This is a genomic window from Paenibacillus sp. FSL F4-0087 (genome assembly GCF_038020215.1).
Taxonomy (GTDB): Bacteria; Bacillota; Bacilli; order Paenibacillales; family Paenibacillaceae; genus Paenibacillus; species Paenibacillus taichungensis.
Map to the genome: position 1 here is coordinate 3,067,996 of NZ_JBBODJ010000001.1, position 18,045 is coordinate 3,086,040.

The window sequence follows — 18,045 nt, forward strand, 5'->3', positions numbered from 1 at the left end:
AACATAGACTCTCTTCAGTGAACTTGTTGTATTAATCCAAGGGGGAATGTGCTTGAATATTGTCATTACAGGGGCTTCTGGATTTGTAGGATTTAACCTTTCTCAGTATTTGGCGCAAAAAGGACATCGAATCACCCCGGTGGACCAGGATGATTATTGTCAGAGGCTTGTTCACAGCTCTCCACTTCATGAGATGGCTTTTATCTGTTGTGATCTCGCGAAGGACAGATTCAGCTTGCCGCACGAAACAGACTATATTATTCATCTGGCAGCGATGCCGCACGTAGATTATTCGTATCATCACCCCGGAGAAGTGTTTCGTAACAACACCCTCAGTACACAGGCCATTCTGCAATACGCTTCCGATCACCATATTCCCGTGGTACTGGCTTCATCCGTTGAGGTATACGGAGGGGAGATGGGCAGAGTGTATCACGAATCCGATGAATATGCTCCGGTATCCCCTTATTCCGCTTCCAAAGTAGCCTGTGAGATGCTCGCAAGATCCTACGCTCAATGTTACCAGCTTCCTGTAAAAATATTTCGTTTAACCAATCTCTATGGTCCTTGGCAGTTGCCGGATCGGATTATCCCGCGTAATTTTGGCCGAATGATGGACGGCCTTCCTCTGGATATTCAGGGATCAGCTGTACGTGATTTTCTGTATGTGGATGATGCGCTGCGAGCGATTGAACAGATTATGCTGAATGGACAAGATCAGCAGATCTATAACATTTCGACGGGGCAAGGAACGACCATGCAAGAGATCGGAGCTCAATTGCAACAATTGCATACTTCTAATGGAACGGCGGAGATTCGAGAGCAGGAGCCCACCCAGTCCAGGGGTTCGAGTCTGGTCGTTCACTCTGGAAAGTTACGATCAGAGACCGGATGGTTCCCCCAGACGACGCTGGAGCAGGGACTGGAGCAGACCTTTCGATGGTATCAGGAACATCCCGAATGGGTAAGACAATTCAGCCGTGAATACCACACGACAAGAGAAGCACGCAGTTTTATTATCGATATGGCAAGATATGCAGTTCCGGCTATCTAAATAGGACAAAAAAAGCCAGGGAAGGGTGTAGTGAATAACACCTTCCTTGGCTTTTTTGCGCCCCCGTCGAATCCCGGCTTTCAACCGATATGGACGGTCGGGCAAAGATTCTATATTTACTGCACGAATCGTCGTGCGTGTTCACGTTTAACGAATGGATCTAGTGATGTTTTTTTACATCAGCAATTTTGTCCTGCACAGCACCTTTGGCTTTGTCTTTTTTACCCTCAGCCTGAAGGGATCTGTTGTTAGTTGCATTACCGACCTGATCCTTCACTTCGCCTTTGGCCTTGTTTACGCCTGCTTTGATTTTATCGCTAGTTGAATTACTCATATCGAACATCTCCTTCGTTTCTGGTGTAGTCCTTATTAACCGGGATGTCTGCATTCTAAACGTTCGCTAGTTCATGCGGGCAAAAATTTGTTCTGAATATTCTGTCAGAAATGATCTGTACGAAGAGTCAGTATAAGTATAGGCATTGCATGATCGCGTGCTTCATTAAAGAAATGAGAGGATGTTATGATATGAGCAATTATATTGGAAACGGTGCATATTGCTACGCCAATTCAGCTTCAATGCTGCTGTCGTCCATTGGAGAAAAGGTAGACCCTGGTCTGCTTGAAACCGTCGGTGGCTTTTCACTAGGGGCCTTTCGAACGCAGGAAGACCTTCTCTTTTTTGATAATTGTACCTCTAGTCCTGATCTGGCCATCAGCAAAGCGATGAGCATTCTGGGGTTTAGTGTGCGTGAAAGTGTGCAATCACGGGGTACAGAGATGCCTGTAGATGAGCTAAGAGAGGCCTTGAAGCAGGGTCCTGTGATGATGGGTCCGCTGGATATGGGCAAACTCGTCTACAATCCCAACTTTCCCAACCTGGGTGGTTGCGATCATTATGTAGTGGCGTTGAGCATGGAGGGCGATGAAATATGCCTGCATGACCCGGCTGGATTCCCGAATGTCTTCCTCACATTGGATACACTTGAGGAAGCATGGAAGTCTGAATTCCCGTGGAGTAGCGGTGTGTATCGACGATGGTGGAGTCCTGAACGCATGGAACAGCCTGATCTGGAGGAGATTAACCGCCGCGCTTTTACTTGGTTCAAATCAAGCCTTACAGAACAGCTCAATGATATTGCTGCTCAGGAAGGACGGACAGGAGCTTCAGCAATTCTGCATAAGGCGGAACAGGTTCGTGCTGGATCAATCGATGGTAATGAGTGGGCTCATTATGTGTATTTTGCTCTGCCAGTAGGCGCGCGTCGTGCCCATGATTTTGGCTTGTTTTTTAAAACAATCCATCCTGATCTTTCTGCTTTGAAATACGCACAATCCCGCCAATTCGGGGAATGCCAATCCCGTCTTGTCTCCCGGAACTGGGAGGCTGCTGCGACAATCATGGAGGCGCTTGCGGAGACAGAAGCCATGATCGAAGCTGCTATTTTGAAGATGGAGTAATGGAAGTGAAGCGAGGCTATGAGAAAGGAAAATCACATGGATGAATTAACTGTTAATCATTTCCATATCAGCTCAGGGCAAGATGAAACATTCGAGAATCGGCAAAAGGAGTCGGACATCGCGCTTATCCAACGAGCCCAAACTGGGGATACAGAGGCCTGTGGTGAGTTGATTCACCGTTACCGCGGACAATTGTTCCGTTATGTGCGAGCACTTACGCATGATTCTTATCTCGCAGAAGACATTTTACAGGATGGGCTTATTCGTGCGTTCATTCATATGAGACAGCTTCAGAATGCTGACCGTTTTATGGCCTGGATGCAGCGCATTGTGCGTAATCAGGCGTATTCACATATGCAGCGCCGAGAGCAGCAACGGGAACAACATTTTTCTTCGTTCTTTGCATTTGGATTTGGAGCCGATGATGCCTCATGGAGCGATCAAGACTCGCTCGACATGACGCTGAATCATTTTTTGAATGACACCGATCGGAGATCCTGGGAGACAGGCTATGATCCGTATCAAGCTGTTGCTCAGCAGGAAATGAGGAACAATCTCCACAAGCTGCTAGGTTGTCTGAATGAGAGAGAGCAACAGGTCTTTACATCGTATTGGATGGAGCAGCTGTCGCCGCAAGAAATTGCCTGCAAATTCAATCTAACAAGTGCTAATGTGTATCAAATTCTGTCCCGTTCACGTAAAAAAGTGTCGCAGCTTCATATTCATTTATCTGTAGAAGAAATGCTGGCAGAGTGGCATTCAATCGGACAAAATCGATTGATTTTGGAGGAACCCCTTTCATTTCGAGCTCCCCAAACCTGGAACTCGGCAGCAGCATCCATTCACGAGATGTTAGGTTATATCGGTTCATCTCCATCTCTCCCCATGGTTATGGGGATGATTGGACTTTCTTTTCGTCTGACCATCCTGCCTCAGGACATACATATCGCTGGCCCCACCGCCTATAACTTCAAAGAGGTGCTTACCCGAGGATTGCGGCATATGGGTTATCGTTCCCATGCGGTTGAGGCTTTGGCGAGCGAAGCGGGGCTCAATGCCAATCTGGTCGATCCCTCGATGCTAGAGGAGAAAGCGAAAGGGAAAAGGGTGCTAAATCCAAGACTAGTCCGCGCCCTCTCCCTGATTCGTTACTCCATTCATCGGGGAATTCCGGCCGTCGTATGGGACCTGAATATTCCCGAATTCGGATTGATCTATGGCTATGATGATGCAGTTCGAACCTTATACGGTACAGATTTCATTAAATCAGGAACAATTCCCTATGATCATGTAGGGCGGGGTGTGAATCAGGAAGTATTTGTAATGACAGCGGAATCAGATGGCATGATACGAGAAATGAACCTGCGCGCAGCACTGACAGATGTTTTGGCTCATTATCGTGGGGAGGACCCGTATACCTTGCCGAACACGGTCAGTGGTCTGGCTGCCTATTCGGTCTGGAGAGAAGCCCTAGAATATAGACGGGTAGAACCGAACGGTCATGCCTATAACCTTGCGGTTTTGTGGGATGCAAGACGTTATGCAAGTGAGTTTTTCAAAGAACTTTCTGTAAAGTGGGCTTCGACTCCCCTCCATTCCAGCTTGATTCCACTCTGTCTTCAGGCGGAAGAGTTATATCGAAACATGTCCCAAAGGTTAAATATGCTCAAGCAGTGTTTTCCTTTTCCAGATGGAGGACTGCCTAATGAGAAGCTTCATGCCGATCAGGCTATCTCGATACTTCTGGAGGTGGAGGAATTGGAGCGGGCTGCTGTCATTGTAATACAAGCGTTGCTTGAAGAAATGGATCAGCATTCCCCAAATGGTTATGGTGTGACCTACATGTAACGATCAGATCAGGCAAACAGTGAAAGAAATATCAGAAGGCCGGACGATCCGTCAGGCCTTCTTTCTGACTTTTTTGCTTTCATGCCCGGATAGGTTCATACTTGAACAAGAAATGATGTCATTTCAGGAATAAGGCTGCACCCATAGCTGCATAATAACGACAGTGACCAATTTCGTTGCATGAAATTCATGGTTTTGGAAAACAATTCCTGTAAAATTCAGTTGAAAAAATCCTTCCTTGTGTACATATCGCACATATGGTCATATGGGGTCTTGTCTTCATACCACATGTGGTAGGATTACGGATCTGGGACAGGAGAATAATCGATTTTAAACCGACCGCAATGCTTGACAAAAAAATCGATTTTGTTACAATGTTCACAATATCTTCACAAGTGTAAAAAATTTCTTTTTCATGTTCATGTGTAAGAGGTGTAATATAGGGGTATAGAGTTCGGTTTCGGCCTGCTTGTCGTTTTGCGTCAACACATGTTGTCCGCAATAGACCCAAGATACAATACACGATGTGGGAACGGCCCTTGGGCTATGCTCATTCTATTGTGTGAAATTTGGTACATTTAGTTGTATTGGATGTATTTGTGGTTCGGCTCTGCTTGACAGGCATCATGAAAGTCGCGGACTTCTATCCCAAAGTAAAGGAGGACTTTCTCTTATGTCACAATCGCCTACTCAACAAGAGGTGCCGGTTACAGAAGGTGCCGACGTTTCCCAACGCCAGTCCTTGGACGTACTGGATCAACTGATGAAGCCTGAGGTACAGGAGTCTCTGACCGTTCTGGTGGAGAACCTGCCTAAACTGGCTGAAATGGTCACTGCAATGACCAAAGCTTATGACTTTGCACAAAGCGTAGCTACAGACAAAGTTCTGATCAGCGACACAATGAGCGCAATGGGCGAGTTTGCTAAACCTGTTGTAGACAAAGCTAAAGGTGTAGCTTCTGCTGCCATCGAAGCAAGTGATCGTGCGCAAGCCGAGCAAACTTCGGTTGGTTTGTTCGCTATGCTCAAAATGCTTAAAGATCCAAACGTACAACAAACGCTGCGTTTTGCTCAATCATTCCTGAGCATCCTGAACGAGCGTCAACAACAGCAACGTTAAGATTAGAAGAACGGAGGATGGATATGTCGAAGCAAATTTTGATCTTGGGCGGAGGTTACGGTGGTCTGTTGACTGCGCTGACTGCGCGTCAATACCTGACACCGGAAGAAGCGACTATTACAGTCGTGAACCGTTACCCTACGCACCAAATTATTACGGAACTGCACCGTCTTGCAGCAGGAAGCATTGCTGAAAAAGCAGTTGCCCTTCCACTCGAAAAATTGCTGAGTGGTAAAAATGTGAACTTGAAAATCGATACGGTGGATACAATCAAGCCGGACGAGAAAAAAGTTCTCATGACCAGCGGTTCTACTTACTCTTACGATGCACTCGTTGTTGCCTTGGGCAGTGAAACGGCATTCTTCGGAATTCCGGGATTGCAGGAGTACAGCTTCACGCTGAAATCCGTTAGCGATGCTAACCGCATTCGTGCACACGTGGAAGCTCGTTTGGATGCTTACAAACAATCCGGCAACAAAGCAGACGCTACGTTTGTTATCGGTGGCGGTGGTTTGACAGGTATCGAGCTTGTTGGTGAATTCGCTGACCTTCTTCCGGCTGTATGCCAAGAAAAAGGTATCGACTTCAAAGAAGTTTCCCTGTACACGGTTGAAGCAGGTCCTTCCATCCTGGCAGGATTCCCGCCAGAACTGGTTGAGCGTGCAAAATCGAGTCTGGAAAAACGTGGCGTTAACTTCATCGTTGGCGTAGCGATTACCGAAATGAAAGAAAATGAAGTTCTGCTGAAAGACGGAAGCTCGATCCCTACGAACACACTCGTATGGACAGGCGGCGTTCAAGGTAATGCAGTTGTTGCCAACAGCGGAATTGAAGTGGATCGTGGCCGTGCGAAAGTTACGGAAGTACTGCAATCCACTTCCCATAAAGACGTGTTTGTTGCTGGTGACAGCGCAGTGGTCTTCCCTAGCGAAGGCGCTCGTCCATACCCTCCAACAGCACAATTGGCTTGGCAAATGGGTGAAACTATTGGTCACAACTTGGGCGTAATGTTCAAAGGTGGCGCAATGGAATCCTTCACACCAGTATTCTCCGGTACACTGGGAAGTCTGGGTCGTAAGGATGCTGTCGGCATGATCGGTGGCAACCAGACTCGTCTGAAAGGTCTGCCAGCAACCATGATGAAAGAAGCAAGTAACATCCGTTACCTTGCTCATATTCACGGTTTGTTTGCACTGGCTTACTAATACCTGTACGCCATGCAGCAGAAAGGCACCCCACTTGGGGTGCCTTTTTTTATTTTTAACCAGCATCCGTTTGGCATAGGGGCTAAGTTCCATGAAGTGAATGCGGAAGTATAACCGTTGTTATCAGAGATGTTTTGAAGAAAAAAGTGCTCGGTATAACCGTATAGGGTGTATGGTATATTAAAGGAAAGACATGTTATCCGCATCTTGCCAGATGCGCTGAACGGTAGTAATACATAGCAGCCGGCGCTTAGAAGCGTCGGCTTTCGTTTAAATTAAAGACAAGTCTGTTTTATAAAAACTAGCTTATAAAAGGAAAAGCGAGAGGGGAATGACATATGAACGTATTAGTCATTGGAGCGAACGGACAAATCGGCAAATTTCTGGTGCAGCAACTGGTGGAGGAAGGGAAACATCAGGTCACCGCGATGATTCGCAAACCGGAGCAGGCAGACCTACTTAAGCAGCTTGGTGCCAATGTCGTAATTGGCGATTTGGAAGGCGGCGTGGATGATCTAGCCGAGGCAATGAAAGATCACAATGCCATTGTATTTACAGCGGGTTCCGGTGGATCTACGGGCGAAGACAAAACATTGCTCATTGATCTCGATGGTGCAGTGAAAACAATGGAGGCTGCACAGCAGCAGGGAATTACCAGATATATTTTGGTCAGTGCGTTTGGGGCAGATCAACGGGAGAAATGGTCGGACGCCATTAAGCCGTATTACGTGGCGAAGCATTATGCTGATCGGGCGTTGTTCGCAAGTGATCTGAATTACACCATTATCCGTCCTGGCGGTTTGAAAAATGAACCGGGCACCGGCAAAATCTCTGTAGGAACAGATCTGAAACCGGGAAGTATTCCACGTGAAGACGTGGCTCGTGTCATCGCTGCTTCCCTCCAGGAGGAGAAGACGTATCGAATGGCTTTTGATCTGATTGCTGGGGATGACTTGGTAGAGGATGCCTTAGGTAAATTGTAATTCGTATTGTAATATAACGGGAGAATGGAATGACGGAATGAGGGGGAGCTCTGCATGAATGAAGCCGTGCTGGTGATCGAGGATGAGCCCAAAATTGCACGCCTGCTTGAACTGGAATTACAGTATGAGGGATATCAGGTAGGCAAGGCAGGCAGCGGAACGGAAGGGCTGGAGATGTATGGGGACGGGCAATGGGATCTGATTCTGCTGGATATTATGCTGCCGGGTCTGAGTGGGATTGAAGTGCTGCGGCGGATACGTGCCAAAGATGCGACCGTGCCCATACTGATGCTCACAGCCAAAGACTCTGTGGAAGACAAAGTCTCGGGACTCGATCTCGGAGCTAACGATTACATTACAAAACCGTTCCAGATTGAAGAACTGCTCGCGAGAGTGCGTGCTGCACTGCGCCTGAGTGCTGCATCGGCTGCTGCCCACTCTGCCACTTCGGTCCCACGGGAAACGGCGCAATCATCAGAGCACACGGCGGAAAATGAGACAGGCTGGCTTACCGCAGGTGGATTGAAGCTGAATGAAGGAACCCGTGAGGTATCCAGGGATGGCCAATCGATGGAGCTTACCCCGCGAGAGTTCGATCTATTGGTGTATCTGCTGCAAAACCAGCGCCAGGTGCTGAGCCGGGATCAGATTGTTCAGGCCGTCTGGGGATACGATTATTATGGAGATACCAATGTGGTGGATGTGTATATCCGTTATGTGCGCAAAAAGGTCGATAACGGATTCACACCACCCTTAATACATACCGTTCGGGGTGTTGGTTACGTCCTGAAGGAGCAAGTATGAGCCTGCGCAGCAAAATCTACGGATACTCGTCCGTATTGTTCGCCGTACTGCTGATTGCCGTCAACCTGTCGGTGTATATCGTGTTTGAACGAATGTCGATCGATAACGAGATCAAGCGGGTAGAGGCTGAGGCCGAGTCTATTGTAAAAGGAGTGCGCCAGTCTGCCGGTTCCATTCCGCCGGACGACTTGCTCCGGGCCTACGCGCCGCTGGACGGCATGCTGCGGATCGTCAATGAAGACGGCACCAGCTCCCCACCGGTGACGACCTCGGCTGAGGAGCAACTGAGCAAGCTATCCTACAAGTACGAAAGCGAAAAAAAATCCGAGTATACCCAAGTTGAGCAAATCGGTTATGTCTGGGTCTCTGTTCCAGTGATCTGGCCGGACGGAGAAGTGGTGAATCTACAAGTCACCGAGAGCATTGAGGATACCGAGAATCGCCTGTCTGTGCTTCGTACGGTTCTTGTTGCCGTGACCATCATCGCGCTGATTCCGGCCATCATCTCCAGCCGTATTCTGGCGAACCGGATGACACGGCCGATCCAGCAGATGACACGTACGATGAGTGATATCCAGTCGAGCGGTCAGTTCAAGCGGCTTCCCCTCGACGAAAAATCCAAGGACGAGCTGAAAACGATGGGGCAGACGTTCAACCGCATGATGGATCTGCTCGAATCCAACTTCGAGCGGCAGGAGCGCTTTGTTTCCGATGCTTCTCATGAACTGAAAACGCCACTTACCATCATTGAAAGTTATGCCAGTCTGCTGCAACGAAGGGGCAAGGAACGACCCGAAGTATTCGATGAGGCGGTAGAAGCGATTCTGTCCGAATCCGTGCGCATGCGAGAGATGACCGAGCAGCTGCTATTGCTGGCAAAGCAGCCAGAGCAGTGGAATGTACAGCTGGAGCGGGTGGATATCACCCGGCTTGCGCTGGATTCCACACGTGCATTTCGCGAAGCCTATCATCGGGAAGTCCACTGTGATGATCCAGGCAGGATATGGGCGATTAGCGATGTGAGCAAGCTGAAGCAGCTGCTTTTTATTTTGCTGGACAATGCTCGTAAGTATAGTGAAGATGCTATTGAAGTGCGGCTGGAGGCAGAGGGGCAGGAATGTCGGATACGTATTGTGGATAAGGGGATCGGCATGCGTGAAGCGGAATTGTCCAAGGTGTTTGACCGTTTCTATCGCGTAGATCAGGCCAGAACACGCAGCGGCGGAGCAAGCGGTTCGGGCTTGGGACTGTCTCTTGCCAAAGATATCGCAGAGGCCGTGGGCGCACGCATTGAACTGAGCAGCACCGAGGGCAGGGGAACCGAGGCTTCCATTATTTTGCCCACATCCGTACAGAACGGGTCACTCTCATGAAAATCTCATTCTTCTCTTATATACTGGTGAACACGGTACAATTTCGGATCATAAGAGAGTACGTAAGGGGGAACCATGATGGAAGAGCATGAGGGGCGTCCGGAAATGAAACGGGAAAAACAACGACGCAAAGGATGGGCAAAGCCGAGACATTCATTTTGGTGGGGTGTGGGGCTACTGGCTCTCCTTGTCGTTATAGTGGTCATGTGGTGGAAGTCATGGCAATCAGACCGCGTGATGTTAACAGCAGATGCAGCCGCCCAATCGGTCTTGGATCAATATCCGGGAGAAATCGTGAATTCCACGTTGAAGGACGGAACCTACATCATGCAGCTCCGCTCAGAAACCGGACTGTATGACGTACAAGTTGATGCGGCTACGGCAACTGTGAATTCCATTAAACGGCTGGAGTCCAACCCACAAGCCGAGGAGAAGACGTTATGGAGCCGGGAACAAATCAAGACGGAATTGCTGAAACAAACGGATGCCGAACTGTTGTCGCTTGAACTTGTCGAGCAGCAGGGAATCCCGGTGTATCTGGCGGTATTTAAGATGAAGGACAATACTCGGGAGCAATGGACCATCGATCCCTATACCGGAGAGAAACAGTCTTCAAAGACGCTGGAATCCTCTTCACCCGACCCGACGACAGGGGAAGGCACTAAGACTTCATTTCTGAGCGAGAAAGAAGCAGAGCAGAAGGCGCTGGCTAGGATTCCTGGTGAAGTGGATGATATCGAACTCCGTGGAACGAATAGTGGCAATCCGTATTATCTGGTTGAAATTGACCTGGAAGACGGCCGTGAGGCCATTGTGCAGGTGAATGCCATTTCAGGCGCGATTCGTTCGGTCACTTGGGATGATGACGATGATTAAAGGAATAGAAGCCATTCTGTGAGGTTCTCACTCATTTTCTCATCAAATTCTAATCTAACTCTCGCTGAACTCTCATTCGTACAGGTTATTCTATAACTGTAGACGAGAACGAGAACAACAACGAGGAGATGAATGATGATGATGAACAAACATAAACTATGGATTGGCAGCTTGTCGGCAGCGGTGTTGCTCGGAGGATCAGCCGCTCTGGCTAGTGGGAGTGTAAACGGACAATCGGTACAGCCTACGCAAACGTCCACTACACAATCAGTAACACAGACCCAGAACACAGGTAAATTGCTGACGGTCGCACAGGCAAAAGAAGCAGCCTTGAAAGCAACGGATGGTAAAGTGGATGATGTGGATCTGGAGCGCAGAAACGGCCAAACGTTCTATGAAGTTGAAATCGATAAAAAAGGTAGTAATGATGTTGTCGTTCGTTTGGATGCTTACACAGGTAAAATCCTTGCAGTAGTCGATGATGAAGATTACGATGACGACGATGATTATAATGGGACTGTGGCAGGTACTTCTTCTAATCAAGCTGCTTCAAAACAGGTTAAACTGACAGAAGCACAAGCTTCGAACATTGCCCTGAAACAGGTGACAGGCGGAAAAGTAACCGAAATCGAACTGGATCATGATAACGGCCGTTATGTTTATGAAGTGGAACTGAGAACAGCAAACGGTGAAGCCGATGTAGACGTCGATGCCAATACAGGCAAAGTGCTTTCGTTTGACCAGGATTTTGACGACGAAGATTAAGAAATAACATATATTATAGGGATTTGGCTTGTGTATAACAGAGGACGCTTCGGATGAAGCGTCTTTTTGCTGTTCGCTCCATAAGTTCAGTGTTTAATCGTACATGTTCCGCCGTATTGTTCACTATTCGAGCAGGAGGATCGTGGATACAATCGTAATCAGGAGGTGAGTGCCGAGCCAGTCTGAGTAACGGTAATCTATGAAATGCATCATTGATCGGAGGAAGAAGAGACGTATCGATTTTATTGTAAGCGCTTTATAAATAAATTACGGAGGTGTATTGTTCTATGAATGAGGGTTGGTTGAAAAAGAAAACAAAAACACATCGTTTCACTCGTCGCCTTTGTTATCTGCTTGCTCTAATCTTGGCGCTACAATCGCTAGGTATGCTGGTCGCTCCAGGACAACAGGCTTCCGCTGCTCCACTCAGTGTGACCAATGGGGTACAGTTCAAGGATACAAACGGCAATGTCATTCATGCCCATGGGGGCGGGATGATTAAGGCTAACGGGTATTATTATTGGTTTGGAGAGAACCGCAATCCTAATGGAACGTTCAAGGCGGTTTCCGTATATCGTTCAGCAGATCTGAAAAACTGGGAGTATCGCAATGATGTGCTCACCAGCAGCTCGGCTGCCGAGCTGAACATTTCCAACATCGAACGCCCGAAGGTCATCTATAACAGTGCAACAGGCAAGTATGTTCTTTGGATGCATAAAGAAAACGGGGTCGACTATGGTGAAGCCAGAGTGGCGGTAGCGACCTCAAGTACAGTGGATGGAAATTATACGTATGTAGGCAGCTATCGGCCTCTTGGCTATGATTCGAGAGACATGACAGTTTACAACGACAACGGAACAGCTTATCTCATCTCAGCGACCAAAGTGAATGCCGACCTGAATATCTACAAGCTGACTCCAGATTTTCTCGGTGTGGAATCGCTTGTAACGACGCTGTGGCCGGGTCAATATCGTGAGGCACCTGCCATGTTTAAAAAGGGTGGCGTCTACTTCCTGATCACATCCGGGGCTACGGGATGGAATCCGAATCAGGCCAAGTATGCAACGGCTACCAGCATAACTGGCACGTGGAGCGGCCTGAGCAACTTTGGGGATAGTACAACCTATGGTTCCCAATCGGCGTATGTGCTTCCCGTGGAAGGCTCACAGACAACATCCTATCTCTACATGGGCGATCGCTGGGCGGGCGCCTGGAGCGGGCCAGTGCAGGACTCCAAGTATGTGTGGTTACCGTTGTCTTTCCCTAGTGCAACCAGTCTGGCAATGAACTGGGCAAGCACGGTTACCATCGATGCAGCCACGGGTTCCGTAACTGGAGTGGATAACACTAACGTATGGGACCCGAATGCTTCGTACCAGTTGATTAGTCGCAAAAGCAATAAATTGCTTAATGTCATCGGTGGTTCTGCGGATAATGGTGCCGATCTGGAGCAGCGGGCAGACGGCGGAACGACCAGCCAGCAGTGGCAGATCACGGATGCGGGTGGCGGTTATGTCAAAATCATCAACCGATCCAGCGGCAAGCTGATTGGTGTTGAGAATGGCTCTACTGCAGATGGAGCTGTTATTGAACAGTGGAACGATGGCGGCTGGGCCAGTCAGCAATGGCAGTTGGTTAGTGTGGGCGGTGGTTATTATAAATTGAAAAACCGCAGCACAGGCAAGGTGCTTGATATTTCGGGACAATCCCTGGCAGACGGGGCAGATGCCATCCAGTGGACCGATAATGGTGGTACGAATCAGCAATTCCAGATTGTTAAGGTTCAATAAGGATTTATTGTTGGTCAGTTAATCATCATATAGATTCACAATTAAACCCTTGTCCCTCATTATGAGTGGGACAAGGGTTTATTGTGAAAAATATTAAGCTATATAAGCTAGAGTTGAAACATTCCAATTGAATCTTTTTTCTAATTTTAGATTATCAAAAGCAGAAAAAAGGTATTAGTATAAATAACGGAAAAGCTTAATTTTCAGGACGATTACATTGCTCAGATATATTACTGGTAGGACCCTGCCACAAAGTAAAAAATGGTGAAACATGAGTTCGAGTTAGGAGGTTAGCAAATGTACGTTTTTCTTCCTTTTTTGTTATCGACATTAATCTCTGGGTTGCTAGGCTATCTAACCTATAGATTATTATTGAAAAATAGAGCAGGGATTATTGTGACGTTGATATCATCCGCGTTTATAGCTTATACTTTTACAGATTTATATGCTTTTTTTGGGGTGATAGGAGGGGTGCTGTTTTACCTTTTATTAATAAGAATTTCAACTAAATAAAAAAATAATAATTACCAGGCTTAATTAGTAAATTAACAAAAATTGTATTCTGTTTTATAAATTTTGGACCTTTGTTATGCATTTCTTTATGCAGAGCAAAGGTCTTTTAATTTTTCTTTATCCCTCTCTGTTAATCCAATCTGTGGTAAACTAGTAGAATTGTAGAAAAAGTTGAGACAGGGGCTGGATAACGAAGTGAGTGAAAAACAAGTACTGTCAATTGAAGGCTTGCGTATGCGGTATAACGGGCGTTATGTGCTCAATGGGATTGATCTGGAAGTGAATCGGGGCGAGATGATCGGATACATCGGTCCGAACGGTGCGGGTAAAAGTACGACGGTCAAGATTTTGCTCGGACTGGTTGAGGGATATGTGGGTACGGTCCGCATCTTTGGCAAGGATATCGCGGATGGTGACGCGGAATATAAGCGCAGAATCGGTTATGTACCGGAAGTCGCGGAGCTATATGAACAATTAACCCCGGCAGAATATCTGACCTTTATAGGAGAATTGTACGGATTGTCCTATGAAGATTCCGATTATAAGGCGAAGCAGTTGATGGACTGTTTTGGACTGGAAAAATCATATCATTCCCGCATTGCTACCTTCTCCAAAGGCATGCGTCAGAAAGTGCTGCTGATCTCCGCGCTTCTGCATGACCCGGATCTGTTGTTCCTGGATGAACCACTTAGCGGACTGGACGCTAACAGTGTGATGGTGGTAAAAGAGATTTTGACACAGCTGTCAGCCAAGGGCACAACGATATTCTATTCGTCACACATCATGGATGTGGTGGAGAAGATCAGCAGCCGAATCGTTCTGATTGCCGAAGGACGTGTGATGGCGGATGGTACGTTCAGGCAGCTTCAGCAGCAATCCATGGAAGGCTCACTGGAGGAAGTATTCAACCAACTGACGGGCTTCAATGAGCATCGGGCAATTGCCGAACGTTTTGTGTCCATCGTGCAGGAGGTGTATTGATATGGCGGAATCCTCGGACTTCCGCACGCTGAAGATTCTGGACCGTTTTCGCCCTATCATCGCCAAAACAGGAGCGGATTATGATGTACTGCGTTTGATTCTACGGGTGAAGTTTCAGATGGATCAGCGCAGGGTGCCGACGGTATTGTCAGCGCGTAATGGCAATAAGAAGCAGAAAGAAGGCAACCTGTATCTGCGTTCCCTCTGGTTGTATGCACTGATGGGGCTGATTATGGTTCCTTTTGTTGTCTGGGATACGGGACACTTTATGCTCCAGATGGGTCTAGTGACCGCCATGCTGATGTTTATGATCATGACCTCCATGATCTCCGACTTTTCTTCGGTACTGCTTGATATCCGGGATCGTAATATCATCATGACCAAGCCGGTAAATGGACGCACTGTTGGCTTGGCTCGTGCCATTCACGCAGGGGTTTATTTGCTGCTGCTGACAGGCTCTCTGACGGCTGCACCGCTGGTAGCCGGATTGATTGCCCACGGGATCGGCTTTTTCCTGCTTTTTCTGGTGGAACTGGTGCTGATTAATATGTTAATTCTGGTGACCACGTCCCTGATCTATCTATTCATGATGAAGTTTCTGGATGGTGAGAAGCTGAAGGACATGATCAATATGATGCAAATCCTGCTTTCCATCGGGATTGCTGTAGGTTATCAGCTGGTCATACGTTCGTTCAGCATCATCGACTTTAATATGGTTTTCACGCCTGCCTGGTGGCAGTTACTGCTGCCTCCGGTATGGTATGCAGCGGTTTTTGAGCTGCTGTTCGGTGGCGGGGGAGATGCATGGCTTTATACTTTCTCGGCGTTTGCTGTGATTGTTCCAATGGTCAGTCTGTTGGTGTACGTGAAGCTGATGCCTTCCTTTGAATTGTATTTGGAGAAAATGGCACACGCAGGTCAGGCAACTGGACGAAGACGTGGGGGTTGGGATCGCATCATGGCGAAGGTATTCTCTCGTTCGAGAGAAGAGCAGGCGTGCTTTCGTTTGTCTGCCAGTATGATGCGAAGTGAAAGAGAGTTCAAGCTGAAGGTATACCCGTCGATGGGTTTATCTTTTGTATTGCCCTATGTATTCTGGTTCACTCAATTGCAGAGTTCTTCGTGGGCAGAATTCAGGGAAAGCTCCTTCTTTTACACGCTATATATTTTGCTCTTGCTGATTGTGTCTGTTGTGACCATGCTGAAGTATTCCGGACAATACAAGGCGTTTTGGACCTTCCGGGCAGCCCCTCTGGCCAACGAGAATGTGCTATATAGTGGAGCGCTGAAGGCTTTCTTATGTAATATGTTTCTACCTGTATTTATATTGAACACTATCATATTTGTGTGGACCTTTGGGTTAAGAATTCTTCCTGATCTGATCGTAATATTTTTGGTGGCAACTGCACTAATTCCGCTGTCTGGAAAGTTGTTGATGCGAAAACCGCCGTTCTCCCAATCCTTCAGTGTGGCCGGGCAGAGTGACGGCTGGCTCGTCTTTGCCTTCTTTCCGCTCATGGCACTGTTATGGGGACTACATGTATTCATCCGCACCATACCAGCAGGCATCTGGATCTATATAGCGCTACTAATCGTGATTAATATGCTGTTCTGGACGATGCTGCATCGAGTGAAGCGGGCCTCTGTAATGGGAGGTTAAGGCGGGCGGTAGCAGGTTGAGGTTGCCTGATGAAGTTTAGCAGATGGAATTATGAGAATTATGAAGAAAAGTTGATTAAAGCCAATCCGGTGTTGATGAATCGGATTGGCTTTTTTACGTTTTTTCTAATTCTTTACGTGATGCGATGTACTTTAAAGATGGAGAAAATAAATGATATGCCGAACTGTAACAGTGATCTCGATTCTGGAGCACTTAAAAGATTGGGAGATTGAATTAGTGTGATAAATCGGTATCGGTATGCTAAGCATGGGGTTTTCCGCTTTGTAGGACAGCTTCTGCCAGCTGATCGGCTGCATCCGCCGTGGAGAGGGCAGATTGCTCTGCTATCGCATAGACCTTGGTCAGCGTGCCCGCAATCCCCGCCACCTTTTGGCGGATTAGGTCGGGCCCTGCGCCCTCCAGCTCGTAGGCGGTGCTGATGATTCCGCCTGCATTGAGCACATAGTCAGGCGCGTACAGGATGCCGCGCGCCTGCATGCCGCGAACAACCAGCTCCCGGTGGCTGAGCTGGTTGTTCGCCGCCCCGGCAACGATGGAGCAGCGCAGCTCCTCCACCGTTGCCGGGGTCAGTACGCCCCCTAGGGCACAGGGGGCGTACACCTTGCAGTCAGCGGCGTGAATATGGGCCGGATCGGCCGAAATAGCGCCGCTGAACTGCACAAGGGCACGTTGTACACGTTCGGGTACAACGTCTGCCACAATGAGCCGTGCCCCGGCTGCATGCAGGTAACGGCACAGGGCATACCCGACCTTGCCCAGTCCCTGGACGGCAACGGAAATGTCCTGCAAGGCGTCGATGCCTTGGTGACGCAGCGATGTCACAATGCCAGTGTATACACCGTAGGCGGTCATCTCGGCTGTGAAATCATCCTGTGCACCAAGCGATCCGGTCGTATCTGTCACATGTACCGTCTCCAGCCGGATCTGGTCCATATCTGCCGCCGTAGTGCCCAGATCCAGGCCCGTCACATAACGTCCGTTCAGTCGTTCCAGATAGCGGCCCAGAGAACGGAACGTTTCAGCACGCCGGGAAGCTAACCGGTTGTTTTTGGATGTCGTATCTAACCCCTTATCTAATCCGTTCGATGTATCCTTGCCTTTAATGATGTTCGTATGGGGTCCGACATCCTGTTTGCCTTTTTTGGGATTCAGATGGTTGTCTGGGCTGGCTACGCCCCGTTGGGTGGCCAGTTCGGCGGGCACATCCCACACCACAGCTTTGCCCCCGCCATAAGGCAGACCGGAGACTGCCGACTTGTATGTCATGCCCTTTGCGAGTTTGATGGCATCCCGAACCGCTTCTTCCTCCGATGCATACGTCCAGCAGCGGCATCCCCCAAGTGCGGGACCCAGTACTGTACTATGGATGGCGATGACGGCTTTAAGCCCGCTGCGTGGATCATGGCAAAATATGAGTTCTTCCATACCTTCCCGCTCCATTTCGTGCCACAACTGCATGACAGTTCCCCCCTTTTGGTAGCCGTCGTTTCCCGAACCTGTTTGCCTGTACGCCTTAATCTACCTGTTGTTGGTTCAGCATATTCAGTCAAGCCGATTTTCGCCCCTGGGTCTCATGCCGGGTTGATAATGCGCA

16 protein-coding genes are annotated in these 18,045 nt (G+C 48.3%); 14 read left to right on the forward strand and 2 right to left on the reverse strand.

The annotated features are described in order from the left end of the window. The first annotated feature begins 46 nt into the window (after positions 1-46). Positions 47-1,054 (forward strand): NAD-dependent epimerase/dehydratase family protein, encoded by a 1,008-nt coding sequence (locus MHB84_RS14340; protein WP_076287358.1) that lies wholly within the window; start codon positions 47-49, stop codon positions 1,052-1,054. A 160-nt stretch (positions 1,055-1,214) separates the two neighbouring features. On the opposite strand, the gene MHB84_RS14345 is transcribed toward MHB84_RS14340, so the two are convergent. After that, positions 1,215-1,388, reverse strand: a complete 174-nt coding sequence (locus MHB84_RS14345; RefSeq protein WP_076287359.1) for a CsbD family protein — start codon at positions 1,386-1,388, stop codon at positions 1,215-1,217. A gap of 191 nt (positions 1,389-1,579) precedes the next feature. Here MHB84_RS14345 and MHB84_RS14350 point away from each other — a divergent pair, with 191 nt between their 5' ends. From MHB84_RS14350 to MHB84_RS14410, 13 genes are all read left to right on the forward strand, one after another. Continuing rightward, positions 1,580-2,512 (forward strand): hypothetical protein, encoded by a 933-nt coding sequence (locus MHB84_RS14350; RefSeq protein ID WP_076287360.1) that lies wholly within the window; start codon positions 1,580-1,582, stop codon positions 2,510-2,512. Between the two features lie 36 nt (positions 2,513-2,548). Further along, positions 2,549-4,360 carry an RNA polymerase sigma factor gene (locus MHB84_RS14355; protein ID WP_076287361.1) on the forward strand — a complete coding sequence of 604 codons (1,812 nt, stop codon included), beginning with the start codon at positions 2,549-2,551 and terminating at the stop codon, positions 4,358-4,360. Positions 4,361-5,033: 673 nt separating this feature from the next. Further along, positions 5,034-5,480 carry a DUF1641 domain-containing protein gene (locus tag MHB84_RS14360; RefSeq protein WP_024629786.1) on the forward strand — a complete coding sequence of 149 codons (447 nt, stop codon included), beginning with the start codon at positions 5,034-5,036 and terminating at the stop codon, positions 5,478-5,480. Between the two features lie 23 nt (positions 5,481-5,503). Continuing rightward, the gene (locus MHB84_RS14365) at positions 5,504-6,685 is read left to right on the forward strand and encodes an NAD(P)/FAD-dependent oxidoreductase (protein ID WP_076287362.1); all 1,182 of its coding nucleotides are present in this window, start codon (positions 5,504-5,506) and stop codon (positions 6,683-6,685) included. 338 nt (positions 6,686-7,023) lie between these two features. Beyond that, the gene (locus tag MHB84_RS14370; protein ID WP_076287363.1) at positions 7,024-7,668 is read left to right on the forward strand and encodes an SDR family oxidoreductase; all 645 of its coding nucleotides are present in this window, start codon (positions 7,024-7,026) and stop codon (positions 7,666-7,668) included. A 54-nt stretch (positions 7,669-7,722) separates the two neighbouring features. After that, positions 7,723-8,472 carry a response regulator transcription factor gene (locus tag MHB84_RS14375; protein WP_076287364.1) on the forward strand — a complete coding sequence of 250 codons (750 nt, stop codon included), beginning with the start codon at positions 7,723-7,725 and terminating at the stop codon, positions 8,470-8,472. Then, positions 8,469-9,845 (forward strand): sensor histidine kinase, encoded by a 1,377-nt coding sequence (locus MHB84_RS14380; protein ID WP_076287365.1) that lies wholly within the window; start codon positions 8,469-8,471, stop codon positions 9,843-9,845. Before MHB84_RS14375 ends, MHB84_RS14380 begins: the two co-directional genes overlap by 4 nt. Positions 9,846-9,923: 78 nt before the next feature. Further along, on the forward strand, positions 9,924-10,721 hold the full coding sequence (locus tag MHB84_RS14385; RefSeq protein ID WP_076287366.1) for a PepSY domain-containing protein: 798 nt from the start codon (positions 9,924-9,926) through the stop codon (positions 10,719-10,721). A gap of 138 nt (positions 10,722-10,859) precedes the next feature. Beyond that, positions 10,860-11,486 (forward strand): PepSY domain-containing protein, encoded by a 627-nt coding sequence (locus MHB84_RS14390; RefSeq protein ID WP_179087115.1) that lies wholly within the window; start codon positions 10,860-10,862, stop codon positions 11,484-11,486. 287 nt (positions 11,487-11,773) lie between these two features. Continuing rightward, positions 11,774-13,276, forward strand: coding sequence for an RICIN domain-containing protein (locus tag MHB84_RS14395; RefSeq protein WP_143764496.1), 1,503 nt, complete (start codon positions 11,774-11,776; stop codon positions 13,274-13,276). 708 nt (positions 13,277-13,984) lie between these two features. Beyond that, entirely contained in the window at positions 13,985-14,770 is a 786-nt protein-coding gene (locus MHB84_RS14400) for an ABC transporter ATP-binding protein (protein ID WP_076287368.1), read from the forward strand. Between the two features lies 1 nt (position 14,771). Then, entirely contained in the window at positions 14,772-16,430 is a 1,659-nt protein-coding gene (locus tag MHB84_RS14405; protein WP_076287369.1) for a hypothetical protein, read from the forward strand. A gap of 29 nt (positions 16,431-16,459) precedes the next feature. Beyond that, positions 16,460-16,663 (forward strand): hypothetical protein, encoded by a 204-nt coding sequence (locus MHB84_RS14410; protein WP_076287370.1) that lies wholly within the window; start codon positions 16,460-16,462, stop codon positions 16,661-16,663. 28 nt (positions 16,664-16,691) lie between these two features. Here the strand turns inward: MHB84_RS14410 and MHB84_RS14415 are convergent, their stop codons facing one another. Further along, entirely contained in the window at positions 16,692-17,909 is a 1,218-nt protein-coding gene (locus MHB84_RS14415) for a Leu/Phe/Val dehydrogenase (RefSeq protein WP_076287371.1), read from the reverse strand. Between the last annotated feature and the right edge of the window lie 136 nt (positions 17,910-18,045).